Raw genomic sequence first — 23,010 nt, 5'->3', positions numbered from 1 at the left:
TAAAATTAGTGTTAATCGCCGTTGTTGTAAAATTTTCTATAGTCGTTGTGATATTTGTATCCTGGGTTTCTTTTAGCATACAAACCTCGTCGTATTGTAATCAAATTGTATATTTAACAAAGCAATATCCATGCCATGCGGTATTTTTGTACTTACCATTAATCCCTTTATTTCCAAGTGACTCAATGGCATTTTTGCACCAATGTGTATCTATTCTGCTATCCTGGATTACTTAAAATACTTGCGAAAAAAATAGAGATTTTTTATTGTGTTAATGATTTTTTCTCAATTTGCAGATCCTGATTTCAGCTTATGACCGCACAAGAAAAAGAAACTTCGAATAGCCTTTATCGCCAATGGCAGATTTTATCGCGCCTGACGACCGGGAAATGGATGGGCACTCGCGAATTGCAGGAAATCCTGGAACGTGAAGGTGTGGAAATCAGTTTGCGCACTATTCAGCGTGACTTGAATCAGATTGCGCAGCGTTTTCCCATTGAAAGCAGCAAGACTATTCCACAGGGCTGGCGTTGGCGTTCCGATGCACCGATTCAAAGTCTGCCGCACATGACCAGTTCACAAGCAGTGACGTTTATGATGGTTGAGGAACATCTCAAACATCTGTTACCACCTAGTCTGATTGAGGAAATGAATCCCTGGTTTGATCTGGCACGTCGCAGCCTGTCAACCCAGAACAATGTGCGACAATGGATTAACCGGGTCCGTATCGTTCCTGCGACTCAGCCGCTGATTCCACCTGTTGTCGACCGTCAGGCACAACAGGCGGTTTATGAAGGGCTGTTACAGGACAAGCAGCTGGAATGTATCTATCAGGGTCGCGGACAAAATAGTGAAGAAAAAACCTATATTCTCAACCCGCTGGCATTGGTACAAAAAGGTTCGATCATTTATCTGGTATGTACCCGTCATGACAAATCGGATATTCAGACCTTTGCCCTGCATCGCTTCAAGTCTGCGAATGTTTTAAATACGCGTGCCCTGCATCCAGTGAACTTTGATATTGATGAATATATTGAATCCGGTGCTTTGGGCTTCCGGGTCAACTTTGACCAGCCTACTGAAAATGTCATGCTGAAGCTGCACATGCCTGAAGCAGATGCACACTATTTTGAAGAAAGCCAGCTCAGCCGTGATCAACAGATTGAAAAACTTGATCATGGTATGGCCCTCATTAGTGCAACTGTGCCTTTTACTTCACAGCTGGTATGGTGGCTACGCAGCTTTGGTAACAAGATTCAAAAAATTGAACCTGAGCACGTTTCCCGAGCCGTATATCAACAAGACGAAGCATAAAACAAACATAAAAAAAAGCCCCATTCCCGGGACTCATAATTTTTTATATTGTTTTTGTCATTGTTCTGGTTGATCGACTGCTGATTCTGCATATACCTGTCTTGTTCCCCCAGATATATGCAGTAAGGAAGTTTCATAGTTAAGCTCATTACATACATGAGCATGCCTGCTCTGCAGTATTGAACCGGATTGATTTCTTCGTCATACCTTCTCCTCCGTTATTGGATAAAATCACTTTAAACCAGCTTTTCTTGCATGTGAAATAAAAAGAAGCGATGCCTTTTGCAGATTTTTTTCATAGGATTTTTCCTGCTAAACATATTATTTTAGTTGATTTTTAATCTAAACCATCTTTACAGGTTAAACCTATAAAATCCAATAACAATTTTGTTCTTGTATAAAATCGCCAAGCCTTGAAAATCTGAAGGTCTGATAAGAACAACAGGGAATCAAGATTTTATGGCAAATCCAGCTCAACTTGTCCGGCATAAACTGCTAAATACCTTTTTTTCACGGTATTCCATCTGGTTCCTTTGTATCTTTATTGCGTTGGTATTCACTGGCTTTCATATCGGCTATTCACCCCGCTATATTTACTATTTCATGCCTCAAACGCTGGTCAATACGCTGTGGATTATTAGCGCTGTCCTGAGTGTGGTGGGGCTCTATGATGTACTACAACACCGGCATTCTATTCTCAGGAACTATCCGATTATGGGTCATTTCCGCTTCCTGTTTGAAGAGTTCCGTCCTGAAATTCGCCAGTACTTTATTGAAGCCGATCAGGATGCCCTGCCTTTTTCCCGTATGCAGCGCAGTCTGGTTTATCAACGTGCCAAAAATGAAAATTCTGACAAACCTTTTGGTTCGATTATCGATGTCTATAACCATGACTATAAGTTTGTCACGCATTCGATTATCCCTTGCCCACCCGCAGATCCAGCGACTTTCAGGATTACGATTGGCAATGAACAATGTAAGCAGCCTTATAGTGCTTCAATCATGAATATCTCCGCCATGAGTTTTGGCAGTATGAGTGCCAATGCCATCCGCGCGCTTAATCTGGGTGCCAAAATGGGCAATTTCTACCATGATACGGGTGAAGGCAGTATTAGCCCTTATCATCTGGAAAATGGCGGAGACCTGGTTTGGGAAATTGGTAGTGCTTACTTTGGTTGTCGTACACTGGACGGCCAGTTTGATCCGGTCAAATTTGCGGAGAAAGCCAAAATTCCACAAGTGAAAATGATTGAAATCAAGTTGTCTCAAGGTGCGAAACCAGGACATGGTGGGATTCTTCCAAAAGCCAAGATTTCTGAGGAAATTGCCGAGATTCGCGGAGTTAGCCGCAAACATGACTGTGTTTCGCCAGCCAGTCATCCTGCATTTGGCACACCAATTGAAATGATGGAATTCATTCAGCAATTACGTGAGCTGTCTGGTGGCAAACCGGTTGGCTTTAAGCTATGTCTGGGGCAGCCCTGGCAATTTATGAGTATCGTCAAAGCGATGCTGCATACTAAAATCCTGCCGGACTTTATTGTGGTCGATGGTTCAGAAGGCGGTACAGGTGCAGCACCGATTGAGATGATTGATAATATTGGCGTTCCCCTGCGTGAAGGCTTATTGTTCGTTCATAACACATTAGTAGGTGCAGGATTACGCAAACAGATCAAAATTGGTGCAAGCGGCAAGATCATTAGTGCATTCGATATCGCCAGTACGATCGCCATTGGTGCAGACTGGGTCAATTCAGCACGTGGTTTTATGTTTGCTATTGGCTGTATTCAAGCACAAAGCTGTCATACCAACCAGTGTCCGGTGGGTGTCACTACTCAGGATAAGAGCCGCCAAAAGGCGCTACATGTGCCAAGCAAGGCTGAACGGGTCTATAATTATCATAAAAGCACCCTTAAAGCCCTCTCCGAAATGATTGCTTCCGCTGGTGTTTGTCATCCATCTGGTATTAAACCTCATCAACTGGCTCAACGCATCAACAGCCATGAAATTAAAAACTATGCACAATTACATTTCTGGATGAAAGAAAATGAGCTGCTTCACTGTGAAAATCGTGATGAAGAAAACTTTTATTACCGCATGTGGAATATCACAACTGCAGAAAAATTTTAAATATATCTAAATGAAAAAGGCGATTCTTTAGAATCGCCTTATCTACTATTCATCATCTGAACTTAATAATAAGTTCGACCACCCTGCGCATGCAGAAAGGCTGGAATCAGACCGGTCAGTGCCGCACGAATATCAGCGCGCTCATTAATCAGCTGATGCGAACCTTCCTCTAACATCAACAACGTCTGCAGGCGGAATTTACGCCGAATAAATTCGATGTTATAACGCCAATCCACCGTCTGATCCTGCGCACCCTGCGCCAGCCATACCGGAATACGGCAAGCTGGCCGGTCTTCCATCTGCTGCATCCAGCGCGACATCGCGAGAATCCAGTCCATGCCCATCATACGGGGTTGTAATGGATCTTTTAAACGCACAAAGCGCAGGAATTCCGGGTTATGATTATTACGTCTGAAATGGCGTGGCACTTCACGCTTAATCCGGCGAATAATCCCGAGACCTACAGAGTTATGCCACCATGCTGTTTTAGCTGGACGAATCAGTGGTGAAAGTAGCAGTACGCGATCTACAAAGGGATTTTCACGGCGTTCTGCAAACTCCAGCAAGTGGTGCATCCAGATTGCACCACCAGTACTTTGTCCGATACCTAACCATGGTTTTGGCAACTGCGTTGCATGACGTACATAACGGTGTACTGCATGCAATACTTGCTGGTAATGGTCAAAGTTCTGAATATTGGCTGATGAACCATTACTCAAACCGTGCCCCGGCAAATCAAAGGTGAGTACACTAAACCCTTCTTCCAGTAGCTCTTTGACAATTGGCTGATAGATCCCGCTATGTTCCAGATAGCCATGCAACAGAAACACCGTTCCCTGAATTTTATCAAAACGGCTTTCGGTCAGATCCGGCTCAAAGACTTGCACATGCAATTTAAACAATGGCATTTGCACATAACCTTGCCAGTGTTTCGCATTGAGCAGGTCAAAACCATACAGTTTCCGGTAAGCCTGTAATTCCAGCGTAGACTGCATGTCCCGATTCAAATTTAATGGTTGCAACAGCTGTGGTGTAATATCCCGGTTGGGGACTGGTAATTCCAGCTGTTTGAGAATTGTCGGGTTTAAAAATGGGATATCTGACATTAAGGTACCTCCCGACAGTCACTTGATCCAAACCACACATCCCGAAGTGTTGCTAAGAGTTCATAGTTAGCCCGTCGGCTATGATCATAGTTTTTAACACTTGGACGCCATGCAGTAAGTGAATTTGGCATTGGCGCTTCCACCGGAATGGTCTGGATACCGTTAAGTGCGAACAGACGGCGTGTACGTGGCATATGATAGCGGTCCGTGATCAGGATCACCGTAGGGGCTCCACCCTTCTTCTGTAACAGCAATGAGCTGAAACGGGAATTCTCACAGGTATTCATACTACGGTCTTCAAGAAGTTTGGCATCTACATCATAGGCCTGCAACCAGCGTTGCATATACGGTGCTTCTACACCACTCAAAACAATCGGCAGATCATACTGTTTTTCGACTTCCAAGGTTTTTTCCAGGCGCAGACGAGTATAGTCATTGACAATAATATCTTTGCCATTTTCATGCAGGGTCAAACCGCCGCCCAAGACCACAATAGCATAAGGTTTGGACATCTCATCCTGCATTGGCTGAGTTTGGTCATGATTTAAAGTTGCGAGGTCTTCGGCAAATTCCACATTGGTCATTTGCGCAATATTTTGCTGATGCTGTTCAACATCATAGCTTTTCAGGAATTCTATAAACTGTTCCATCTGGGCAGCATTTTCATCACTGCTCAAGCTTAACAGTTCAGTCAGATCATCTGGTTCTACTACATCAGCTGCTTCTGTTTCAGTCACCAGCAATGGTACCTGAACTTTCTGCTGTTCAGATTTTTCTGCCTCAGCTTCACGTTCATTTTCAAGTAACTGTTGTAAAGCTTTATAGCGTGCCTGAATCAGTGCCAGGCTCTGTGACTGATTTTTGGAAATATCTTCTTCCATCACCTTGAGATAGGCCTGGCGCGCAATCCATAACTCAGAACCTGGCTCTAGGGTTTCATTGACACTTAAGGAGGCCTGTTTCTGGCTTTCAGCCGCGATCTGATTAACCTCGACCGGAACAAAATAGTTCAGTCCTTTGACCACCAGATGTGAATAAAACGGCGAATAAAGAAAGACTACGAACAGTGCGCACAGCACAAATAGTACTGAGACTACTTGAACTATTCGAACCATCCAGTGTGCTTTATCCATCTATTTATCCTTTAATCCTGATGTGAGCGGATCATGCCATTTTCAGCAAATAAAACTGGCTCCGGTTCAAGCAGAACCCCAAATTTTTCCTGAACGTCAGCCTGTACGGCCTGGTAGGTTGCACGCACGTCTTTGAGCGAGGCATTGGCATAATTCACCAGCACCAGCGCCTGCTTATGGAACATACCGACTGAACCCAGCTGTTTACCTTTCCATCCGCTTTGGTCGATTAACCAGCCGGCTGCCATTTTAACTTGATTATTTGGCTGCGGATAATGAGGTAAATTCGGGAATTGTTGAGCAATTTGGTCAAAGAATTGTAAATCAACTACTGGATTTTTAAAGAAACTACCGACATTTGGATATTCTTTAGGATCAGGCAATTTGCTCTGACGAATCTGGATCACCTGGCGCTCCAGATTTTCTGGCGTCTGTTCCTCACCCACTGCTGTTTTCAGGTCACCATAATTGAGTTTAAGCTCCGGCTGTTTCAACAAACGGAAGATGACATGGGTAATGATGTAACGACTTGGCTGATCTTTAAAGATACTATGACGGTAGGCGAAGTCACAATCTGCTGCTTTGATTGAGCTAAAGCTGTGATTTGCACGATCATAGACTTCAACGCTTTCAATAAATTCCCCGACCTCTACCCCATAGGCACCAATATTCTGTACTGGCGAAGCACCAACAAGACCCGGAATTAAAGCCAGATTTTGCAGGCCATAAAAGCCTTGTTGTGTGGTCCATAATACAAAATCATGCCAACTCTGGCCTGCTCCAACACGAAGGCGTTGCACCTGATCATCCGCATCCAGCAGTTCAATACCCTGAATGTCCATATGCAATACCAGTGCATGAATCTGTTCCGGTAAAAGCATATTGCTGCCACCAGATAGAATCAGAATATTCAGCTGTTGCTGTTTGGCAAAATCCAGAGCCTGAATCAGATCATCAATTAATTGAATTTTACAGTAATGTGATGCGACTGCATCCAGACTGAGGGTATTAAAAGGTTTAAGTTGAACCTGTGTTTGGATTTGCATGACTTAAACCTTAAGCTCTTTTTGTTGCATTTTAAAGACATCGATCCACACAAGACTGCTGGATTCACACTGATTGAGTACACGTTCAAAACCCTCAGCACCGCCATAATAAGGATCGGGTACTGCCTGTTTTGGATAGTCAGAATCATATTCACTCATCAGGGCGACTTCAGCATGTAATTGGCCAAGTTCTTGTTGAGCACGTTTCTGAAGTGCAAGAATATCCCTGAGATTGTCTTCATCCATTGCGAGCATCAGATCAAAATCAAGGAAATCCTGTAGAGTCAGCTGACGGGCACGCAATGCAGACAGATCATAACCACGCTTTAGGGCATGTTCCTGACTACGCAAATCAGGCGCTTTACCCGGGTGATAATTACTGGTTCCCGCCGAATCAATCATGATATTGAGATTATGTACATCGCAATAATGTCTGAGGACCACCTCTGCCGTGGGAGAACGACAAATATTTCCCAGACAAACACATAACACCTTAAATGGCGTTCTGGATGACATAAACAACCTCAGCACTACTTTATTTTCAGGATTCTTATGTTAAGTTATTTGTATAGTGAATCCTATATCACAACGCCACAATAATATGAATTTGGATAAAAATTAAGGAAGCAGCCATGCAAAGATTTCAATTTCAGACTGTTCCCAACATCATTGCCGGACTTGGCACGATTCGTGAGCTGCACCAAATTCTACAGAAAGGCAAATATGTCCGCGTGCTACTGGTGACCGATCAAGGCATGATTACGCAGAATCTACATGAGGAAGTTTTATACATTATCAATGAAGCAGGTCTGGATTATGCTATCTATGCCAATGTGCAGGCAGATCCGCCAGAACATATCATAGCGGATGCCATTTCTTTCGCCCGTCAGGAACAGATCGATGTGGTGATTGGTTTTGGTGGTGGCAGTTCACTGGATGTGGCCAAGATTATTGCGGTCTTGAGCCATCCACAGCAAACCCAATGCCTGAATGAACTCTATGGTATCGATCAAATTGAAGGCCCACGTCTACCACTGATCCTGATTCCGACTACGGCAGGAACCGGTTCGGAAGTCACCCCCATTTCAATTGTGACCACAGGTGAAACCACTAAAACCGGAATTGTTTCGCCTTTGCTGTTTGCTGATATTGCAATTCTGGATGCCAGCTTTACCCGTGGTTTACCTAAACATATTACGGCAGCGACCGGCATTGATGCGATGGTGCATGCCATAGAAGCGTATACATCGAAAATCAAGAAAAATCCCTATTCGGATATGCTGGCCAAACAGGCATTAAAGCTTTTGAACAACAACCTGACTCGTGTTCTGGATGATGGAGATGACCTAGAAGCACGCCAGAATATGCTGGTCGGTTCCATGCTGGCCGGTCAGGCTTTTGCCAACGCACCAGTCGGTGCGGTACATGCACTGGCTTATCCACTTGGCGGGCATTTTCATCTATCCCATGGTCATAGCAATGCGATTGTGCTGACAGAAGTACTGAAGTTTAATGCCCCTGCTACCAAACAGAAATATGCCGAACTAATGACCTGGCTCGATCCCCACAGTAAAGGCTGTCATGATGGCTTAACCGATCTGTTCATTGATCATTTTAATAATCATCTGCAACACAGTGGTTTACCTTTAAAACTTGCTCAGCTGGATATTCCTGAGCATATATTGATGATATTGGCTGAAGATGCCATGAAACAGACTCGACTGTTGCAAAACAACCCGCGTGATATGACTGTAGAGGATGCTTTACAGATCTATCAGGCGATTTATGCCTAATATTTACCAATTAAAAGCTTAAATTAATCTCAATTTTTATAAGAAATGATTCATGAGCAAAGCATCTGTCAAAACCCGTGAGCAATATACTTTTTTCCTCAGCATCCAGACCCGCTGGGCGGACAATGATCTATACGGCCATGTCAATAATGTCACCTATTACAGCTATTTTGATACCGCAGCCAATGCCCTGCTGATCCAGCATGCCGGTTTTGATCCACGAACGTCTCCGAATATCGGTTTGGTGGTGAATTCCTGCTGTCAGTTTAATCAGGAACTGTCTTATCCTGAAGTGATTGAGGTCGGTGTCAATATCGCCAAGCTAGGAAGTTCTTCCCTGACTTATGACTTGGCTATTTTTAAGCAAGGTAATGACCAGGCTGCTGCCCAAGGCAGTTTTGTACATGTTTTTGTCGATCGTCATACACGAAAAAGCACCCCGATTTCAAATGAAATGCGGGATGCCCTATGTCTGTTTATGCACAGTAGCTGTGAAATCTAGAACTTATTTCAGCTGAATGTTTTTCAATTCTGCATCGAAGTTTTGTACCAGATCTTTCACAGCAGGCTCTGCATGTAGCAATTCCTCAGCGCGTTTAAATGCACGCACTTTACGTTCACGCTGCATGGTATAAGGTGTCAGTTCATTGACATCTTCAAACTCCACTTTGAATTGCGTACCTGTCCATTGCTGTTTTAAAGCTTCTTCTAGGGTATGTTGCAACTGACCGAGTAACTGCTGGTAACGCTCCGGAATATGAAAAACTGATTCTCCATCAATCTGCCCGGTCATAATGCCGTACTGTGCCAGCTCCTGTACGGCCGGTGAAAGCTGGCTATTGCGGAACCAGAATTCCCATTTTTCTACAGTCCATTCACCCTGCATGTCCTGTACCGGAATTTGCAGGATATCCTGTGGCATTAGATTACGATCTGTTGAAATATCTGTATTTGTTGTCTGGATATGTACAACTTCTGTCGGAGCTATAGGTTGTTCTTGAGAATTAACTTCAATATTTTCAAAAGTTTCTGTTTCAGGTGTTGCTGCAGACAAACTGAATTCAGGCTCATTCTGTTCTACAGGCGCAGCAGTACGATTTTCAGGAAGATATTCTTCTAACAGGAAATCATCACTACTGGCTTCTGTGCTTGCTATAGATGACTCTGCCGGCACATCATCAAAACCAAACAGTCCATCTTCCACACTTGGATCAAACATAATCTGATCCGGACTTGGTTGCTTAACTGTCGTAGGTTCTGCTGCCTGTGCTTCGACAGGCGCAGTATGTAAATCTGTTTCATCTTCCACATCGAGAAAATCATCAGAAGATGATTCAGACTGCGCAGTGGCTGAGCTATATTCTGGCTCATCCTCATAACCATCATCTAATGGAAAATCTTCGATCACCGGTGGTGCAACTGGAGCACTTTCCTGTTGGGGTACAATACTTGGCTGTGCAGCTACAGGTGCCACTTGTTTTACTGGTACAGTATTGGCTGGAATCTCATTTGGCTGTAATGGACGGAAAGCCAGCAAGCGCAGCACCGTCATTTCAAAACCCTGCTCCTGCGTTACTGCCATTTGCAGATCAGCACGACCCTTACAGGCAATTTGATAATACAGCTGCAGATCTTGTGCTGAAATCAGTCCTGAGAGCTGCATGATTTTCTGGTTAATTTCAGCACTATATTTCAGACTTAAATCTGGCAAATATTGTAAAAGTGCCAGTTCATGTAAGGTCGAAATCAGCTGATCTAGTACTAAAGATACATCTAATGCCTGCTGCCGGAACTGAAGTAAAAGTTCACTGACACGTGCTTTCTGATTCTGGTGAATCGCCAAAATCAGGTCATAGATAATGGTGCGGTCAATCAGACCCAGCATCTCTTTTACGTCCTGATGCTGAATTGCGCCCTGACCATAAGCAATGGCCTGATCGGTCAGCGACAGTGCATCACGCAATGAACCTTGTGCAGATTCAGCAATTTGCCAGATTGCATCCTGGTCAGCCTGAATACTTTCTTTTTGTAAAATATGCCCCAGGTGATCAGTAATTTCATCGACTGCTAATGGACGTAAAGTAAACTGTAAACAGCGCGAAATAACCGTAATCGGAAGTTTTTGCGGATCTGTGGTTGCAAACAGGAACTTCACATGTTCAGGTGGTTCTTCCAGCGTCTTTAACAAGGCATTGAAAGAATGGGTGGAGAGCATGTGCACTTCATCGATCAGATAGACCTTGAAGCGCCCTTGAGTCGGTGCATATGGAACGTTATCTAACAGTTCACGTGTATCTTCAACTTTTGTACGGGAAGCTGCATCGATCTCGATCAGGTCAATAAAGCGGCCTTCATTCACGGCAGTACAGGTTGGGCAGACCTCACACGGCGTTGAAGTTACACCTGTTTCACAGTTCAGGCATTTTGCAAGAATACGTGCAATCGTCGTTTTACCCACACCGCGCGTGCCCGTAAACAAATAGGCATGATGCAGACGACCGCGTTCGAGCGCACTGGTTAAGGCACGAGAAACATGGTTTTGACCCACCAATTCATTGAAATTACGAGGACGATATTTTCGTGCAAGTACCTGATACATGTATGCTCCTTTTTACAGGTCTAAGCATACTGTTTTTTTGATAAATAGTGAAATAAATGCAGGAATTGAATAAATAAAAATCCCTTTTCTATCCAGATAAAAAAAGGGATATAAAACAGAAGCTTTTATCAAGAATCTAGGCTTTCAGCTAAAATAAAATCACTTTGCATCTGATAGCGTTTTCCTGTTTGATCTTCACGAATTTCGAGTAAACCCTTTTCCAGATCAACAAACAGTAAATTTCGTTTAGCGACGTTGAGCAATTCAATCTTCTGTCTACTGTCATTCTGAAAACGGATTTTACCGCTAATCGTTTCAATCTCGTTATGACCGCTCAGACTCTCACGTTCCAGCACAAAGGTTTCATCTTCATTCAGTCGAAGTTTTACAGCCATTCCCGGACAATCTTCACAGCTAGACAAACATCCCATACACGGTGTTGTGCCCTGATATTCACCCGCCCAGGCCGTTTGCATCGCCTGAGCTTCAATTGCAGTTTGGGCTTTATCCTGTTTGGTATCCTGACAACCCCATAGTGCCGCCGTTGCCACCAATGGAATCAAAATAACTTTCTTCATGATTCTAGATTCAGCATGTTGATTATGCGGCAACATACCATAGTGAATACCGTAAGGTAAATTGCATTAATTTGTCGGGAATCTTAAAACCAGCCCTTACGTCCGGTCTGGATCTGATCAGCGCAACGTAAGGCTTCCTGAGTTAAGCCCCACAGACGGTAATCTCCAGTAATGGAAGCAGTAGGAAAATTATGGGTATAAGCAAAACTCAGTTTACGTTCCGGATCACACCAGGCTCCAGAGCCATTAAAACCGACATGACCAAAGCCTTTTATTGATTTTCCTAAGGTCAGGATGCGGTGATAGCCTAGACGCCAATGCATCGGAAACGGCATAATCCGGTCACGATGGGTATATTGCACCGTACTTAAACGTGTAAAAGTCTGTTGGGAAATAAGGTCTTGTCCCTGCCATTGGCCTTGTTGTGCCAGCATGGCATAGACTTTTGCCAGACTCTGAGCAGTAAATACCCCGGTTGCTGCAGGAATAATGGCTTTAAGCCCTTCATCACTAAAGAAGTTGAGATGCTTCATACCTTTAGGAATCATGGCATCCTGAAAATCCTGCGGATTTTGACCACTCAGTTCTAAGGCGCGTTCCATCAGATTAGGCTTCCTTGGTTGATGAGTTTGATCTGCGCGTGACCGAGTCTGTTCTTTTTTCCGGTGAATCGGACGAGCAACACGTAGCAATTCATGCTCAGGCACACCAAAGTAAGCACCATCTAGCTGTAATGGTTGCACCAGATATTGATCCATCAACTCAGCAAGTGTTTTGCCAGTCGCTTTTTCCAATGCTCCACCGACCTGCCAACCAAAAGTGAGCGGCTGATAAGCTGCATCCGTTCCTAAAGCAAAACGTGGTCTGGCTGCGGCAACGCGTTGCAGTATATGCGACCAGTCCACCATTTCCCGGGCATCCTCGATGATATTGCGAATATCATACAAACCACTTTGATGGCTGAGTATATGTGCCAGCGTGATCTGGTCTTTGTCTTTCTGGGCAAATTCAGGCCAGTATTCTGCAACTGATCTGTCATAGTCCAGATAACCTTTACTGACCAGAATATGCGCTAGGGTTGCTAGTACACCTTTGCCAGTGGAATAGCATAATGACATGGTATCGGACTGCCAGTTTTCAGTGACAAACTTCTTCCCGGTATAGATATCGACAACTTTTTGTCCCTGAAAATATACAACAAGTGCTGCACCCCCCTGATCAGTGCGTGCATCCTGTAAGCGGCTAAACTGACGAGCAAGGTCGCGAAAACGCGCATCTACATCGCCCTGATAATTATGCTGATCAGCAAACAGATAATCTTTAATTGGCTGCATCATTCTATCCATAGAATTTTGATCCCTTAAAATGAAAAAGCCTAAATCGAGTTTAGGCTTTTGATTCAGATTTAAATCGCTTTTACATGGCCGGTCACATGCGGCTTCTGGTTTTTGCTGTTCCGGATCAGGAAGTCTGTATCATTCGCTGCTTGAGCCGTCAGGAACTCAACTTTAGAGGGTAAGTACATTGGCAACTTGAACCAGACATCGGCTTCATACGCATCCGGCAATGACAGATTAGCTAACGCTTTGGCTTTGCTCCACATACCATGTGCAATCGCCTGTTTAAAACCAAAAGCCTTCGCTGTAACGGCATGAATATGAATCAGGTTAAAATCCCCTGAGGTCATGGCATAACGGCGGCCTGTATTTTCTGAAATTTTCCATTCAGTATTCAGCTTATAGTCCGGCGCTTTACTTTCTGCTGATTTTGTAGCAGCTTTAGCATCAGTCTTTTGACGTGAAAGATAAGTCGTTAATGCCTCAACGACGACTTCATCACCCACTTTGACTGTAGTAATAAAATCAAACTGAACGCCTTTGTCATGTGGTTGTAATTCACCAAACTTGCATGACAAGGTTAAAGTCTCATTTACACCGACTTTACGGTATTGCTTCACCTGATTACGGATATGTACCAGCCCTAAAATCGGGAACGGAAATGCTTCCGAGGTCATCATGTGCATTTGCAGACTTTGAGATAGCACGGTCAAATAAATAGCTGGAATATAACCATTATTTTTAAAGCCACATACTTCATTATAGGCTTTTAAATGTTTCTGATCGACCTTGAATGAATCCACCACATATTCAACTTGCGGTAGAACTTTTTCAGCTTTCGGCTTTTTAAAAATCAAGCCTTGAATCACTTTTGGATAGGCTAAATAAGGTTTTGGAAGTTGACTAAAATGGCGCGTATTCATACTGAACCTTTGGAAATATTATCTTTATAAGGTGACCTCTCCTGAGCATACTTCAATCATTGTATGAAAGTGAAGCACTGGAGAGGTTTTGAGAATTCTTGGAATTTTCTCTTTAGAATTTTAATCTCCCTGAATTCCCCTTTAAAAGGGGGCTTCTCCTCTCTTTAAGAGAGGTCGGGAGAGATTCCATTAAGCCCCTAATAGGCTTTGACCACAGACACGAACCACGTTGCCATTTAAACCTGTTGAAGCCGTAGAAGCAAACATGGCAATTGTTTCTGCAACATCTACAGGTAGACCACCTTGGCTCATTGAGTTCATACGGCGGCCTGCTTCACGGATTGCAAATGGAATCGCAGCCGTCATTTGTGTTTCGATAAAGCCCGGTGCAACAGCATTAATGGTTATACCATTTTTTAAGGTTGGTGCTGTAAATTTCACCACACCAATCACACCCGCTTTAGACGCTGCATAGTTGGTTTGACCCAGGTTACCTGCAATACCTGAAATTGAGGATACACAGATAATGCGACCATTGGCATTTAGACCATCGTTGGAGATTAAATAGTCATTTACACGTTCAATGGCAGACAGGTTGATGTTAATCACCAGATCCCATAGCTCAGGCTTCATATTGGCCAAAGTCTTGTCACGGGTGATACCGGCATTGTGCACAATAATGTCCAGACCGCCTTGCTCAGCTGCTGCCGCTTTGATTTTCTCACCTGCATCTGCAGCAGTAATATCGATGGCTAAAGTTGAACCGCCAATTTCACCAGCTACACGGTCAAGGTCCGCTTGCTGCTGCGGAACATCCAGACAGATAACATGTGCGCCATCACGTGCCAATACATGAGCAATCGCTTCACCAATACCACGGCTCGCACCAGTCACTACAGCAGTTTTACCCGCTAATGGTTTAGTCCAGTCCACATCCACTTTTTCAGCAGGTGAAACACGGATCACCTGACCAGAAACATAGGCAGAACGTGGAGAAACTGCAAAACGTAAAGCAGACTCAAGGTTTGCTTCAGCACCGGCATCTACATAGATCAGGTTCGCTGCAATACCCTTTTTAAACTCTTTACCCACAGATTTTACAAAACCTTCCAGTGCGCGTTGAGCAATTGACTGACTGACTGATTTAGCAGTTTCAGGCGTAGTCCCCACAATCACGACACGGCCAGAACTTTGGATTTGACGCGCAATCGGGTTAAAGAAATCATAAAGTGATTTTAACTGTTCTGAATTTTCGATTCCTGAAGCATCAAAAATGACAACTTTGAATTTTGATTCTTTATCGCCCGGATTAAACGCACCCAGATTCAGTCCAGCTGATGCAGCAGCCTGTTGCAGTTCAGCATTGTTACCTGCATAACTATTGGCATGAATATTTGCCAGAACCTGAGCAATAGCACCAGTCAAGGTACTTGCTGGTGCTGCTCCAAACAATACCGCGCCTTTAACTACAGGTGTAGCAGACTCAAAACGCTCTAAAGAAGTTGGGGATGGCAGACCCAAATTTTTAATGACAAATTTACCAATAGGAGATTTTGCAAAAGTTTGGTACTGATCAGTCATGTTTATTATCTCTCATACAAATTAATTTTTGGTTGATCTAAAGTTATCCTTAAACTTCAGTATGATGCCAGACACTTATATTTCAATAGATCTACCAGATTCCACCCAATCATACTTGAGATAACAGGCAGATGACTTGACCTAAGCGCACTCTGTAATGTCATTCTAGTCAATTCAGCCTATAGCCTTCTATGCTAATGTAACCGCCAAGAAGACGATCTATTTGCCTGGTAAAGCCTTATGAGCAAAACAACTCAAGATAATCCAGCAGTCGAGAACTCTGCGACAGAAACTGTGTCAAAACCATCAACGCGTAGCAAGCGTAGCACTAAAAATCCTGATACAGCCAATGCCGCAGAAAAAAGTCCGGCTAAAACCACACGTACACGCAGTACATCTGCACGTACCAAAAAAACGACTTCAAGCCAACAAGATTCAACATCTATAACACAGACTTCTGTTCAACAGGAACCAAACATGAGCCAAAATACAGTTCGCCGCGTTGCTATTATCGGTGGTAACCGCATTCCATTTGCACGTTCTAACGGTGCTTACTTTACGGCATCCAATACTGATATGTTCACAGCAGCCCTGAATGGTCTGGTTGAACGTTTTAACCTTCAAGGTCAACGCTTAGGTGAAGTGGTTGCAGGTGCTGTACTGAAACACAGCCGCGACTTCAACATGACGCGTGAATGTGTACTGAATACTGCTCTTGCACCAGAAACCCCTGCTTATGACATCCAGCAAGCATGTGGTACTGGCCTTCAAGCGGCCTTCCTGGTCGCGAACAAGATTGCTCTAGGTCAAATCGAAGTGGGAATCGCAGGCGGTGTAGATACGACTTCTGATGCACCCATCGCTTTCGGTGATGGCTTGCGTAAAGCATTACTTGAGCTGAATATTGCGAAAACTGCGAAAGACCGTTTAAAAGCCCTGACTAAAATCAATGTGAAAGACCTGATGGACGCACCAAAAAATGGTGAGCCACGTACTGGCCTGTCTATGGGTGACCATCAGGCAATTACTACACTAGAATGGGGTATTTCCCGTGAAGCGCAAGACGAGCTTGCAGCCTCTTCACATCAAAAAATGGCAGCAGCCTATGAAGAAGGTTTCTTTGATGACCTGGTGACTCCATTCCTGGGTCTTGAACGTGACAACAACTTGCGTCCAGATTCTTCAGTTGAAAAACTGGCGAAACTAAAACCTGCATTCGGTAAAGGCGATGCACGTACCATGACAGCGGGTAACTCTACTCCACTGACTGATGGTGCGTCTTGTGTGCTATTGGCTTCTGAAGAATGGGCTAAAGCAAATGGTCATGAAGTACTGGCTTACCTGACTTTCCAGGAAACTGCTGCCGTTGATTTCGTAGAGAAGAAAGAAGGCCTGTTGATGGCACCTGCTTATGCAGTTCCTCGTATGCTGGAACGTGCTGGTCTGAAACTTCAAGATTTTGACTACTATGAAATTCATGAAGCATTTGCATCACAAGTACTTTCAACGCTGAAAGCTTGGGAAGATCCAAAATTCTGTAAAGAGCGTTTAGGTCTGGATGCTCCACTAGGTTCAATTGACCGTGCCAAACTGAACGTAAAAGGTTCTTCTCTTGCTGCAGGTCACCCGTTTGCAGCGACTGGCGGTCGTATTATCGCGACTGCGGCAAAACTGATTAACCAGAAAGGTTCAGGTCGTGTGCTTGTATCGATCTGTGCAGCTGGTGGTCAAGGCGTAACAGCAATTATTGAAAAATAATCCAAGCCTCATATAAAAAACCGCTCTTTATGAGCGGTTTTTTATTGCAGTAATTTTAATAAAGCACTGAAGATTACTCTAGTAAAGACTCAAGTTAAGCTTTTCGGTAGTCTGGTTCCAGACCCATTTTGGCTTCAAGGTGGTCATAGCACCACTGGAAAATAAAGGTATACACCAGAATACATAGCGTCATCGCCAAATCCAGAAAAAAAGCCTGCGCCAGACTGGTCTGTAATGTATAAGCCACCATGGGAATCGTCGCCAGCATCAAACCGCCCTCAAATCCAATCGCATGGGCAATTCGCACTTTGATGGTTCTTTTCAGACGATGTTTGGCTTCAAACTTTTCAAAATAATGATTAAACAGCATATTCCAGAACATTGAAGTCACAGCCATCGCAATTCCGAGAGCGCCTGTGACCTCAAGCGGCATATTCATGAGCGTACTCAGTAATATGGCAATCACCACCAATAAAATGCCTTCATATAAGGTGGCATGAATCAGTCTTCTTTTCGAAATTAACATTTCAGTTCATCAAGTCAGGAGATAAAAGAATTTTATTTCTTTAAATTTGATTATTCGAGTTAGAATTTATCAATAAAAATGAAAGATAGAATTCATGAATATTAATCAAGAACAGCTGCTGATGTTTAAACTGGTCATGGAAACCGGCTCCTTCTCTGCTGCTGCACGTAAACTTGGTAAAGTTCCTTCTGCAGTGAGCATGTCCATTGCCAATCTGGAAATTGATCTGGATTTACAGCTTTTTAAACGGATTGGCCGTGAGCCGCAACCTACAACGGCAGCTCAAGTGCTATATGCAAAGACTGAACAACTGTTAGTAGAAATGAATCAGTGGAAGCAACATGCTCAAGCATTAAGCTCAGGGCTAGAATCTGAACTGAATATTGTCATTGTATCTGAGCTCCTACACACGCGCTGGACTGATTATGTAGTCTTACTGGAACAGCAGTTTCCGGATTTACAAATCAATGTATTTTCTGCCCCGCAAGAAGATGCTCACCGGTTGTTATTTGAAGGCGCTGCCCAACTTGCATTGATGTTTGAACGAGAGCAACTGGAGACCCGAGAGCAGTTTGTAGAACTGAAAAAAGAAACGCTGGTTGCCGTTGCCGCGAAATCCCATGCTTTAAGTCAGCTTGATCAGGTTAGCTATGAGCAGATTCTGAATAGTCGCCAGATTGTAGTTGCCAGCCGTGATCATCAGATCAAGCCAGAACTGTTATTTTCCAGAAACTATTGGCGTACCGATAACCATCACTCTGCCTATCGACTGATTAAACAGGGTCTGGGCTGGGGGATTTTACCGATGGAAATGCTGCATGAACATCCACATATTCAGGAACAACTGCATATTCTGGATCTGTATGATTTCACCCCAAAGTTTGATTATTTTGTCGATCTGGTCTGGAGTCGTGAAACAAAACTCGGTCAGGCTGCACATTTTTTGATTAATCACATCAGAAATCAACGCAAAAATACAGATTAGTTACTGAAAATAGTCGGTGAACACTTGGGAAATAAGCACTTTGTGATATAACAGAATGCATAAGCAATAACCTAAGAACTAGATCCAAATGACACAAAGTGCGTTAAACCAACTAAAACAATTCACCACCATTGTTGCGGACAGCAGCGATTTAGCTGCGATTGAAAAATTCCGTCCACTCGATGCAACCACCAATCCTTCACTGATTACTGCTGCAGCCAATCAGGCTGAAAACAAAGCTCTGATTGCAGATGCCTATGCGCAGGCTAAAACCGAAGGTTATGTGGGTAATGAACTGATTGAACGTACTATTGACATTCTTACGGTTAAATTTGGTGTGGAAATTCTTAAACTGATTGAAGGCCGTGTTTCCACTGAAGTAGACGCCTCCCTGTCTTATGATACTGAAGCGACGATTGCCAAAGCCAAAGAATTACTGGCACTGTACGCACAGTACGGCGTTGCTTCAGATCGTATCCTGATCAAGATTGCATCGACCTGGGAAGGTATTCAGGCCGCACGTGCGCTGGAAGCCGAAGGCATTCATACCAACCTGACCCTGCTCTTTGGTCAGCATCAGGCACATGCCTGTGCAGATGCCAAAGTTACCCTGATTTCGCCATTCGTTGGCCGTATTCTGGACTGGTACAAAAAGGCTGAAGGTGTAGATCAGTATCCGATTGAAAAAGATCCAGGTGTGTTATCGGTAAAAAGTATTTATAACTTCTACAAATCACACGGTATACAGACTGAAGTGATGGGTGCCAGCTTCCGTAGTATTGATCAGGTGCTGGGTCTGACTGGATGCGACCTGTTAACTGTTGCACCCAACCTGCTCGACCAACTGGAACAGGATAACCGTGTTGTTGAGCCGCAATTGTCTTCGGATCATGTTCCAAAGCAAGGGACTTTAACTCCAATTAGCCAGGAAGAGTTTAAACAGCAACTAGAACAAGATCCAATGGCATCCCAGTTACTGGAAGCGGGTATTCAAGGCTTTATTAAAGCACGTGAACAGCTATCTACCCTGTTAAGCCAAAGTTTTGCAGTAGATTCAGAAATTAAAGCTTAAATCTTAATTCAGCTCTAAGCCGATGCAGGTATAATGCTGCATCGGCTTTTTTGTATGTGGGTTTTGCGTGTTTGGTATCACTGATTTAACGACTTTTATCATTGGAACAGCGTTAATTGTGATGTTACCCGGACCGAATTCCCTCTACGTCATGTCGATAGCTTCTAGCTACGGGATTAAAACCGGATATCAGGCCGCATTCGGTGTCTATGCTGGAGATATGGTTTTAATTTTCCTGACCGCACTCGGTGCAGCATCTTTACTGCATGCTTTTCCGGTCCTGTTTACTATTCTGAAAATTATTGGTGCAGTGTATCTGAGCTATCTGGGTATTAAATTGTTGATTGCGGCTTACCACACCTGGAATACCGTACATAGCAAGGCACAGATCCAGCGAGCCGAGCAGAATCTGAAGCAATTACATCCCTTCCGTACGGCGATGACCATCAGCATTCTGAATCCCAAAGCGATTCTGTTTTATCTGTCTTTTTTTGTGCAGTTTGTTGATCCAACCTATCCATACCCTGCACTGACTTTTACGATTCTGGCAATTATTTTGCAGATTATCAGCATGTCTTATCTCAGTATTCTGATTTTTTCAGGTGCTACGCTGGCTCAATTTTTTGGGCATCGTTACCGTCTGACTTCACTCTGTGTAGCCAGTGTGGCAGTCCTATTTTGTGGCTTTGGGCTAAAACTGGCGACTTCAATTTTATGAAATGCATGATGTCCCAACAACTTATAACCCTACGTGATTTAGGTTATTTTTGCCTTTAACAGCATTACTGAAGCGCGTATGATAAGTGCACTTTTCACTCATACCGATTATCTCTGCAACGGATATGCAAAAACTCCTTCAAGACTTCTCCCTACCCGCAGCATTTGCAGGTTTTATTACTTTTTTAGTTGGGATCAGTGTTTCCTCTGTGCTGGTAATTCAGGCTGCACAGCTCTTAGGCGCTAACACAGCTGAAATTACTTCCTGGTTCTGGGCCTTGGGGATCGGGATTGGTCTTTGTGGGCTTATTCTTTCCTGGAAGTTTAAATATCCAGTAGCAACTTCCTGGTCAACCGCAGGTCTGGCCTTAATTCTGGCAACCGGCACAGGCTATAGCCTGCCTGAAGCTTTGGGTGCTTTTCTGGTCTGCGGCCTTGTCACTGCCCTATTGGGTTTTTTAGGTATTTTTGAGAAAGTCCTGCATGCGATTCCGCAAAGTCTAACCAGCGCAATGCTGGCAGGAGTCTTACTTAAATTCGGGATTGGTCTGTTTGCCAGCTTGCAACATGAGCTGGGCTTTATCCTATGTCTACTGGCTGCCTATATCATTGCCAAGCGGCTATCGCCCCGTTATAGCATTGTGGTTACCGTGATTGCTGGTGTCGCCCTATGTCCCATATTTCTGGACTTCAATCCACCGAGGCTGCATTGGTCACTGGCTCATCCAGTCTGGGTGAGCCCTGAATTTTCCTGGGCTGCGATTCTTGGTCTGGCCTTGCCACTCTTTGTTATTAATATGGCATCGCAATATTTACCAGGCTTGGCAATGATTAAAAGTTATGGTTATACGCCACATGTTAATCAGCTGATTGGCTGGACCGGCACTGCTCAGACCTTACTGGCTCCTTTTGGCTGTTTTGCCGTCAATATTGCAGCGATTAGCGCCGCGATCAGCCTGGATGATCAGGCCCATCCAGATAGCAAGAAACGTTATATTGCTGGCATGAGCTGTGGTTTCTTCTATATCCTCATGGGCTTATTTGCAGCCACACTGACCAGTATTCTTTTAGCTTTCCCCGCCGTGTTTATTACTGCACTGGCAGGTATTGCCCTGTTGGGCACCATTGGACATAACATTACACTTGCTTTCAGCCACATGGATGAACGCGAGGCGGCATTATTAACTTTCCTGTTTAGTGCTTCAGGAGTGCAATTCCTTGGCATCGGTTCAGCATTCTGGGGACTATTGTTTGGCCTGATAGTACATCTGTTCTTTAAATGGCGTAAAACTTATTAAGAGTCTTATTTTAATTAAGGTTGGATAACACACCAGTAGGTGATTGCAGAAATTGAAGTGTATGTTCAAAGGTCTGCTGGCTTTCTTTTTTACCCATATAAAACTGATATTCATGGATCAGCCATGTTTTTGATTCTGGATAAAAGATCTCCTTTACCGGCACCTGATTCGCTTTCAAAACTTGCACAAATGGATAGGACTGCGTTTCTGTGAGAAAGTCCTTGTTTCCACCACTGATCAGCACTGGTGGATAATTTGGAGTGATGTGCTGAATAGGTGAGATCTTTTTCAAGAACTCCGCATCATGCCGGCGATCACCTGTATAGGCCTGCACCATATTATGAACTCCCCATTCAATCAGTTTGATTTTTTCTGGTGCCGTATCCACAAACGCGTTCAGGTCATAAATGCCACAGTGTAAAATTAGCCCTTTAAGCTGTGCAGGCTGGATTGATGGCACAAAGTCAGAGTTGCGGGCAAAAACCGGATTGGTTAACAAGGCCGCATAATGACTGGCGAGATTGGCACCGGCAGAATCTCCAGCCAGATAAAGCTGATCTGGATCAATCTTGTATTGGGAAGCATGTGTCTGGAGATAAGCCAATGCCATATTAATTTGCCGTAGCTGGCTTGGATAAGTTGACCGAGGAGCAAGCTGATATTGCACAGACACCACGTTATAACCTTTTGATGCCAGCAGTTTAAAATAACCCCGTGCATGTTCGCGAGATCCGGAAATCCAGCCACCGCCATGAATCCAGATCACTGTTGGGCGTTGTTCTAGTTGAGTCATATTTTGTGGCTGATATAAGTCCAAACCTAGCCGCCGATCAGAATCATAGAGAATATTTTGCTGCACAATGACATCATCCGGTGCATAACGATCCATGATTTTCTGCTGTACAGCTGTCGTCATATTAAAAGCAGTGGCAATAATTTTACTGTTCTGTGCCGTACTCTGACAGCCATATAACCCACATAAAAGTATTAATCCTAATAATCCTTTTCCAGCTTTGACTATATGTGTATTCACCATATCTTGAATATTTCCACTAATAATTTTCCAAGTTTCAACGCTCTATATATTTTAACCCAATCAGCTTAATATGGATTG

20 protein-coding genes are annotated in these 23,010 nt (G+C 43.8%); 9 read left to right on the top strand and 11 right to left on the bottom strand.

Features of this window, described 5'->3' with window-relative positions; all coding sequences use genetic code 11:
• The first annotated feature begins 312 nt into the window (after nucleotides 1-312).
• A complete protein-coding gene (locus B4033_RS03985; RefSeq protein WP_005222449.1) occupies nucleotides 313-1,314 on the top strand; it encodes a helix-turn-helix transcriptional regulator in 1,002 nt (333 codons plus the stop codon).
• A gap of 459 nt (nucleotides 1,315-1,773) precedes the next feature.
• A complete protein-coding gene (locus tag B4033_RS03980; RefSeq protein WP_286832274.1) occupies nucleotides 1,774-3,444 on the top strand; it encodes an FMN-binding glutamate synthase family protein in 1,671 nt (556 codons plus the stop codon).
• Nucleotides 3,445-3,506: 62 nt separating this feature from the next.
• On the opposite strand, the gene B4033_RS03975 is transcribed toward B4033_RS03980, so the two are convergent.
• From B4033_RS03975 to B4033_RS03960, 4 genes are read right to left on the bottom strand one after another with little or no spacing between them, the layout of a single operon-like run.
• Nucleotides 3,507-4,550, bottom strand: a complete 1,044-nt coding sequence (locus B4033_RS03975; protein WP_005222451.1) for an alpha/beta hydrolase — start codon at nucleotides 4,548-4,550, stop codon at nucleotides 3,507-3,509.
• Nucleotides 4,550-5,683, bottom strand: a complete 1,134-nt coding sequence (locus B4033_RS03970) for a YdcF family protein (RefSeq protein WP_286832271.1) — start codon at nucleotides 5,681-5,683, stop codon at nucleotides 4,550-4,552. The genes B4033_RS03975 and B4033_RS03970 overlap by 1 nt, the downstream gene beginning before the upstream one ends.
• 11 nt (nucleotides 5,684-5,694) lie before the next feature.
• Nucleotides 5,695-6,729 (bottom strand): UDP-N-acetylmuramate dehydrogenase, encoded by a 1,035-nt coding sequence (gene murB / locus B4033_RS03965; protein ID WP_286832268.1) that lies wholly within the window; start codon nucleotides 6,727-6,729, stop codon nucleotides 5,695-5,697.
• Between the two features lie 3 nt (nucleotides 6,730-6,732).
• The gene (locus tag B4033_RS03960; RefSeq protein ID WP_286832266.1) at nucleotides 6,733-7,245 is read right to left on the bottom strand and encodes a low molecular weight protein-tyrosine-phosphatase; all 513 of its coding nucleotides are present in this window, start codon (nucleotides 7,243-7,245) and stop codon (nucleotides 6,733-6,735) included.
• Between the two features lie 116 nt (nucleotides 7,246-7,361).
• On the opposite strand from B4033_RS03960, the gene B4033_RS03955 reads away from it, so the two are divergent.
• Together B4033_RS03955 and B4033_RS03950 are read left to right on the top strand one after the other, a co-directional pair.
• Nucleotides 7,362-8,522, top strand: a complete 1,161-nt coding sequence (locus tag B4033_RS03955) for an iron-containing alcohol dehydrogenase (protein ID WP_286832263.1) — start codon at nucleotides 7,362-7,364, stop codon at nucleotides 8,520-8,522.
• Between the two features lie 52 nt (nucleotides 8,523-8,574).
• Complete coding sequence (locus B4033_RS03950; RefSeq protein ID WP_286832260.1) at nucleotides 8,575-9,024, top strand: acyl-CoA thioesterase; 450 nt, start codon at nucleotides 8,575-8,577, stop codon at nucleotides 9,022-9,024.
• A 3-nt stretch (nucleotides 9,025-9,027) separates the two neighbouring features.
• On the opposite strand, the gene dnaX is transcribed toward B4033_RS03950, so the two are convergent.
• The 5 genes from dnaX to B4033_RS03925 form a co-directional block, all read right to left on the bottom strand.
• Nucleotides 9,028-11,121 (bottom strand): DNA polymerase III subunit gamma/tau, encoded by a 2,094-nt coding sequence (gene dnaX, locus B4033_RS03945; RefSeq protein WP_286832259.1) that lies wholly within the window; start codon nucleotides 11,119-11,121, stop codon nucleotides 9,028-9,030.
• A gap of 128 nt (nucleotides 11,122-11,249) precedes the next feature.
• Nucleotides 11,250-11,699 (bottom strand): copper resistance protein NlpE N-terminal domain-containing protein, encoded by a 450-nt coding sequence (locus tag B4033_RS03940; RefSeq protein WP_286832258.1) that lies wholly within the window; start codon nucleotides 11,697-11,699, stop codon nucleotides 11,250-11,252.
• Between the two features lie 83 nt (nucleotides 11,700-11,782).
• Nucleotides 11,783-13,033 carry a serine hydrolase domain-containing protein gene (locus tag B4033_RS03935; RefSeq protein ID WP_286832277.1) on the bottom strand — a complete coding sequence of 417 codons (1,251 nt, stop codon included), beginning with the start codon at nucleotides 13,031-13,033 and terminating at the stop codon, nucleotides 11,783-11,785.
• Nucleotides 13,034-13,104: 71 nt separating this feature from the next.
• Nucleotides 13,105-13,959, bottom strand: coding sequence for a MaoC family dehydratase (locus tag B4033_RS03930; RefSeq protein WP_286832257.1), 855 nt, complete (start codon nucleotides 13,957-13,959; stop codon nucleotides 13,105-13,107).
• Nucleotides 13,960-14,148: 189 nt separating this feature from the next.
• Nucleotides 14,149-15,540: a 3-oxoacyl-ACP reductase gene (locus B4033_RS03925; RefSeq protein WP_286832256.1), complete on the bottom strand. Its 1,392-nt coding sequence runs from the start codon at nucleotides 15,538-15,540 to the stop codon at nucleotides 14,149-14,151.
• Nucleotides 15,541-15,780: 240 nt separating this feature from the next.
• Between B4033_RS03925 and B4033_RS03920 the strand changes: the two genes are divergently transcribed.
• Nucleotides 15,781-17,298, top strand: a complete 1,518-nt coding sequence (locus B4033_RS03920; protein WP_004783924.1) for an acetyl-CoA C-acetyltransferase — start codon at nucleotides 15,781-15,783, stop codon at nucleotides 17,296-17,298.
• Nucleotides 17,299-17,392: 94 nt separating this feature from the next.
• On the opposite strand, the gene aceI is transcribed toward B4033_RS03920, so the two are convergent.
• Nucleotides 17,393-17,824, bottom strand: a complete 432-nt coding sequence (gene aceI / locus B4033_RS03915) for a chlorhexidine efflux PACE transporter AceI (protein WP_286832255.1) — start codon at nucleotides 17,822-17,824, stop codon at nucleotides 17,393-17,395.
• A gap of 94 nt (nucleotides 17,825-17,918) precedes the next feature.
• Here aceI and B4033_RS03910 point away from each other — a divergent pair, with 94 nt between their 5' ends.
• The 4 genes from B4033_RS03910 (at nucleotide 17,919) to B4033_RS03895 (ending at nucleotide 21,896) form a co-directional block, all read left to right on the top strand.
• A complete protein-coding gene (locus B4033_RS03910; RefSeq protein WP_286832253.1) occupies nucleotides 17,919-18,809 on the top strand; it encodes a LysR family transcriptional regulator in 891 nt (296 codons plus the stop codon).
• An 88-nt stretch (nucleotides 18,810-18,897) separates the two neighbouring features.
• Entirely contained in the window at nucleotides 18,898-19,881 is a 984-nt protein-coding gene (tal, locus tag B4033_RS03905; protein ID WP_286832251.1) for a transaldolase, read from the top strand.
• 67 nt (nucleotides 19,882-19,948) lie between these two features.
• A complete protein-coding gene (gene leuE / locus B4033_RS03900) occupies nucleotides 19,949-20,599 on the top strand; it encodes a leucine efflux protein LeuE (protein WP_286832249.1) in 651 nt (216 codons plus the stop codon).
• A gap of 124 nt (nucleotides 20,600-20,723) precedes the next feature.
• The gene (locus B4033_RS03895) at nucleotides 20,724-21,896 is read left to right on the top strand and encodes a benzoate/H(+) symporter BenE family transporter (protein WP_273798909.1); all 1,173 of its coding nucleotides are present in this window, start codon (nucleotides 20,724-20,726) and stop codon (nucleotides 21,894-21,896) included.
• Nucleotides 21,897-21,906: 10 nt separating this feature from the next.
• Here the strand turns inward: B4033_RS03895 and B4033_RS03890 are convergent, their stop codons facing one another.
• The gene (locus B4033_RS03890; RefSeq protein WP_286832246.1) at nucleotides 21,907-22,932 is read right to left on the bottom strand and encodes an alpha/beta hydrolase; all 1,026 of its coding nucleotides are present in this window, start codon (nucleotides 22,930-22,932) and stop codon (nucleotides 21,907-21,909) included.
• Nucleotides 22,933-23,010: the final 78 nt, after the last annotated feature.

The organism is Acinetobacter sp. UBA3132 (assembly GCF_002364825.1).
GTDB classification, from domain to species: Bacteria; Pseudomonadota; Gammaproteobacteria; order Pseudomonadales; family Moraxellaceae; genus Acinetobacter; species Acinetobacter schindleri.
This window is presented reverse-complemented; position numbering and strand designations above follow the sequence as displayed.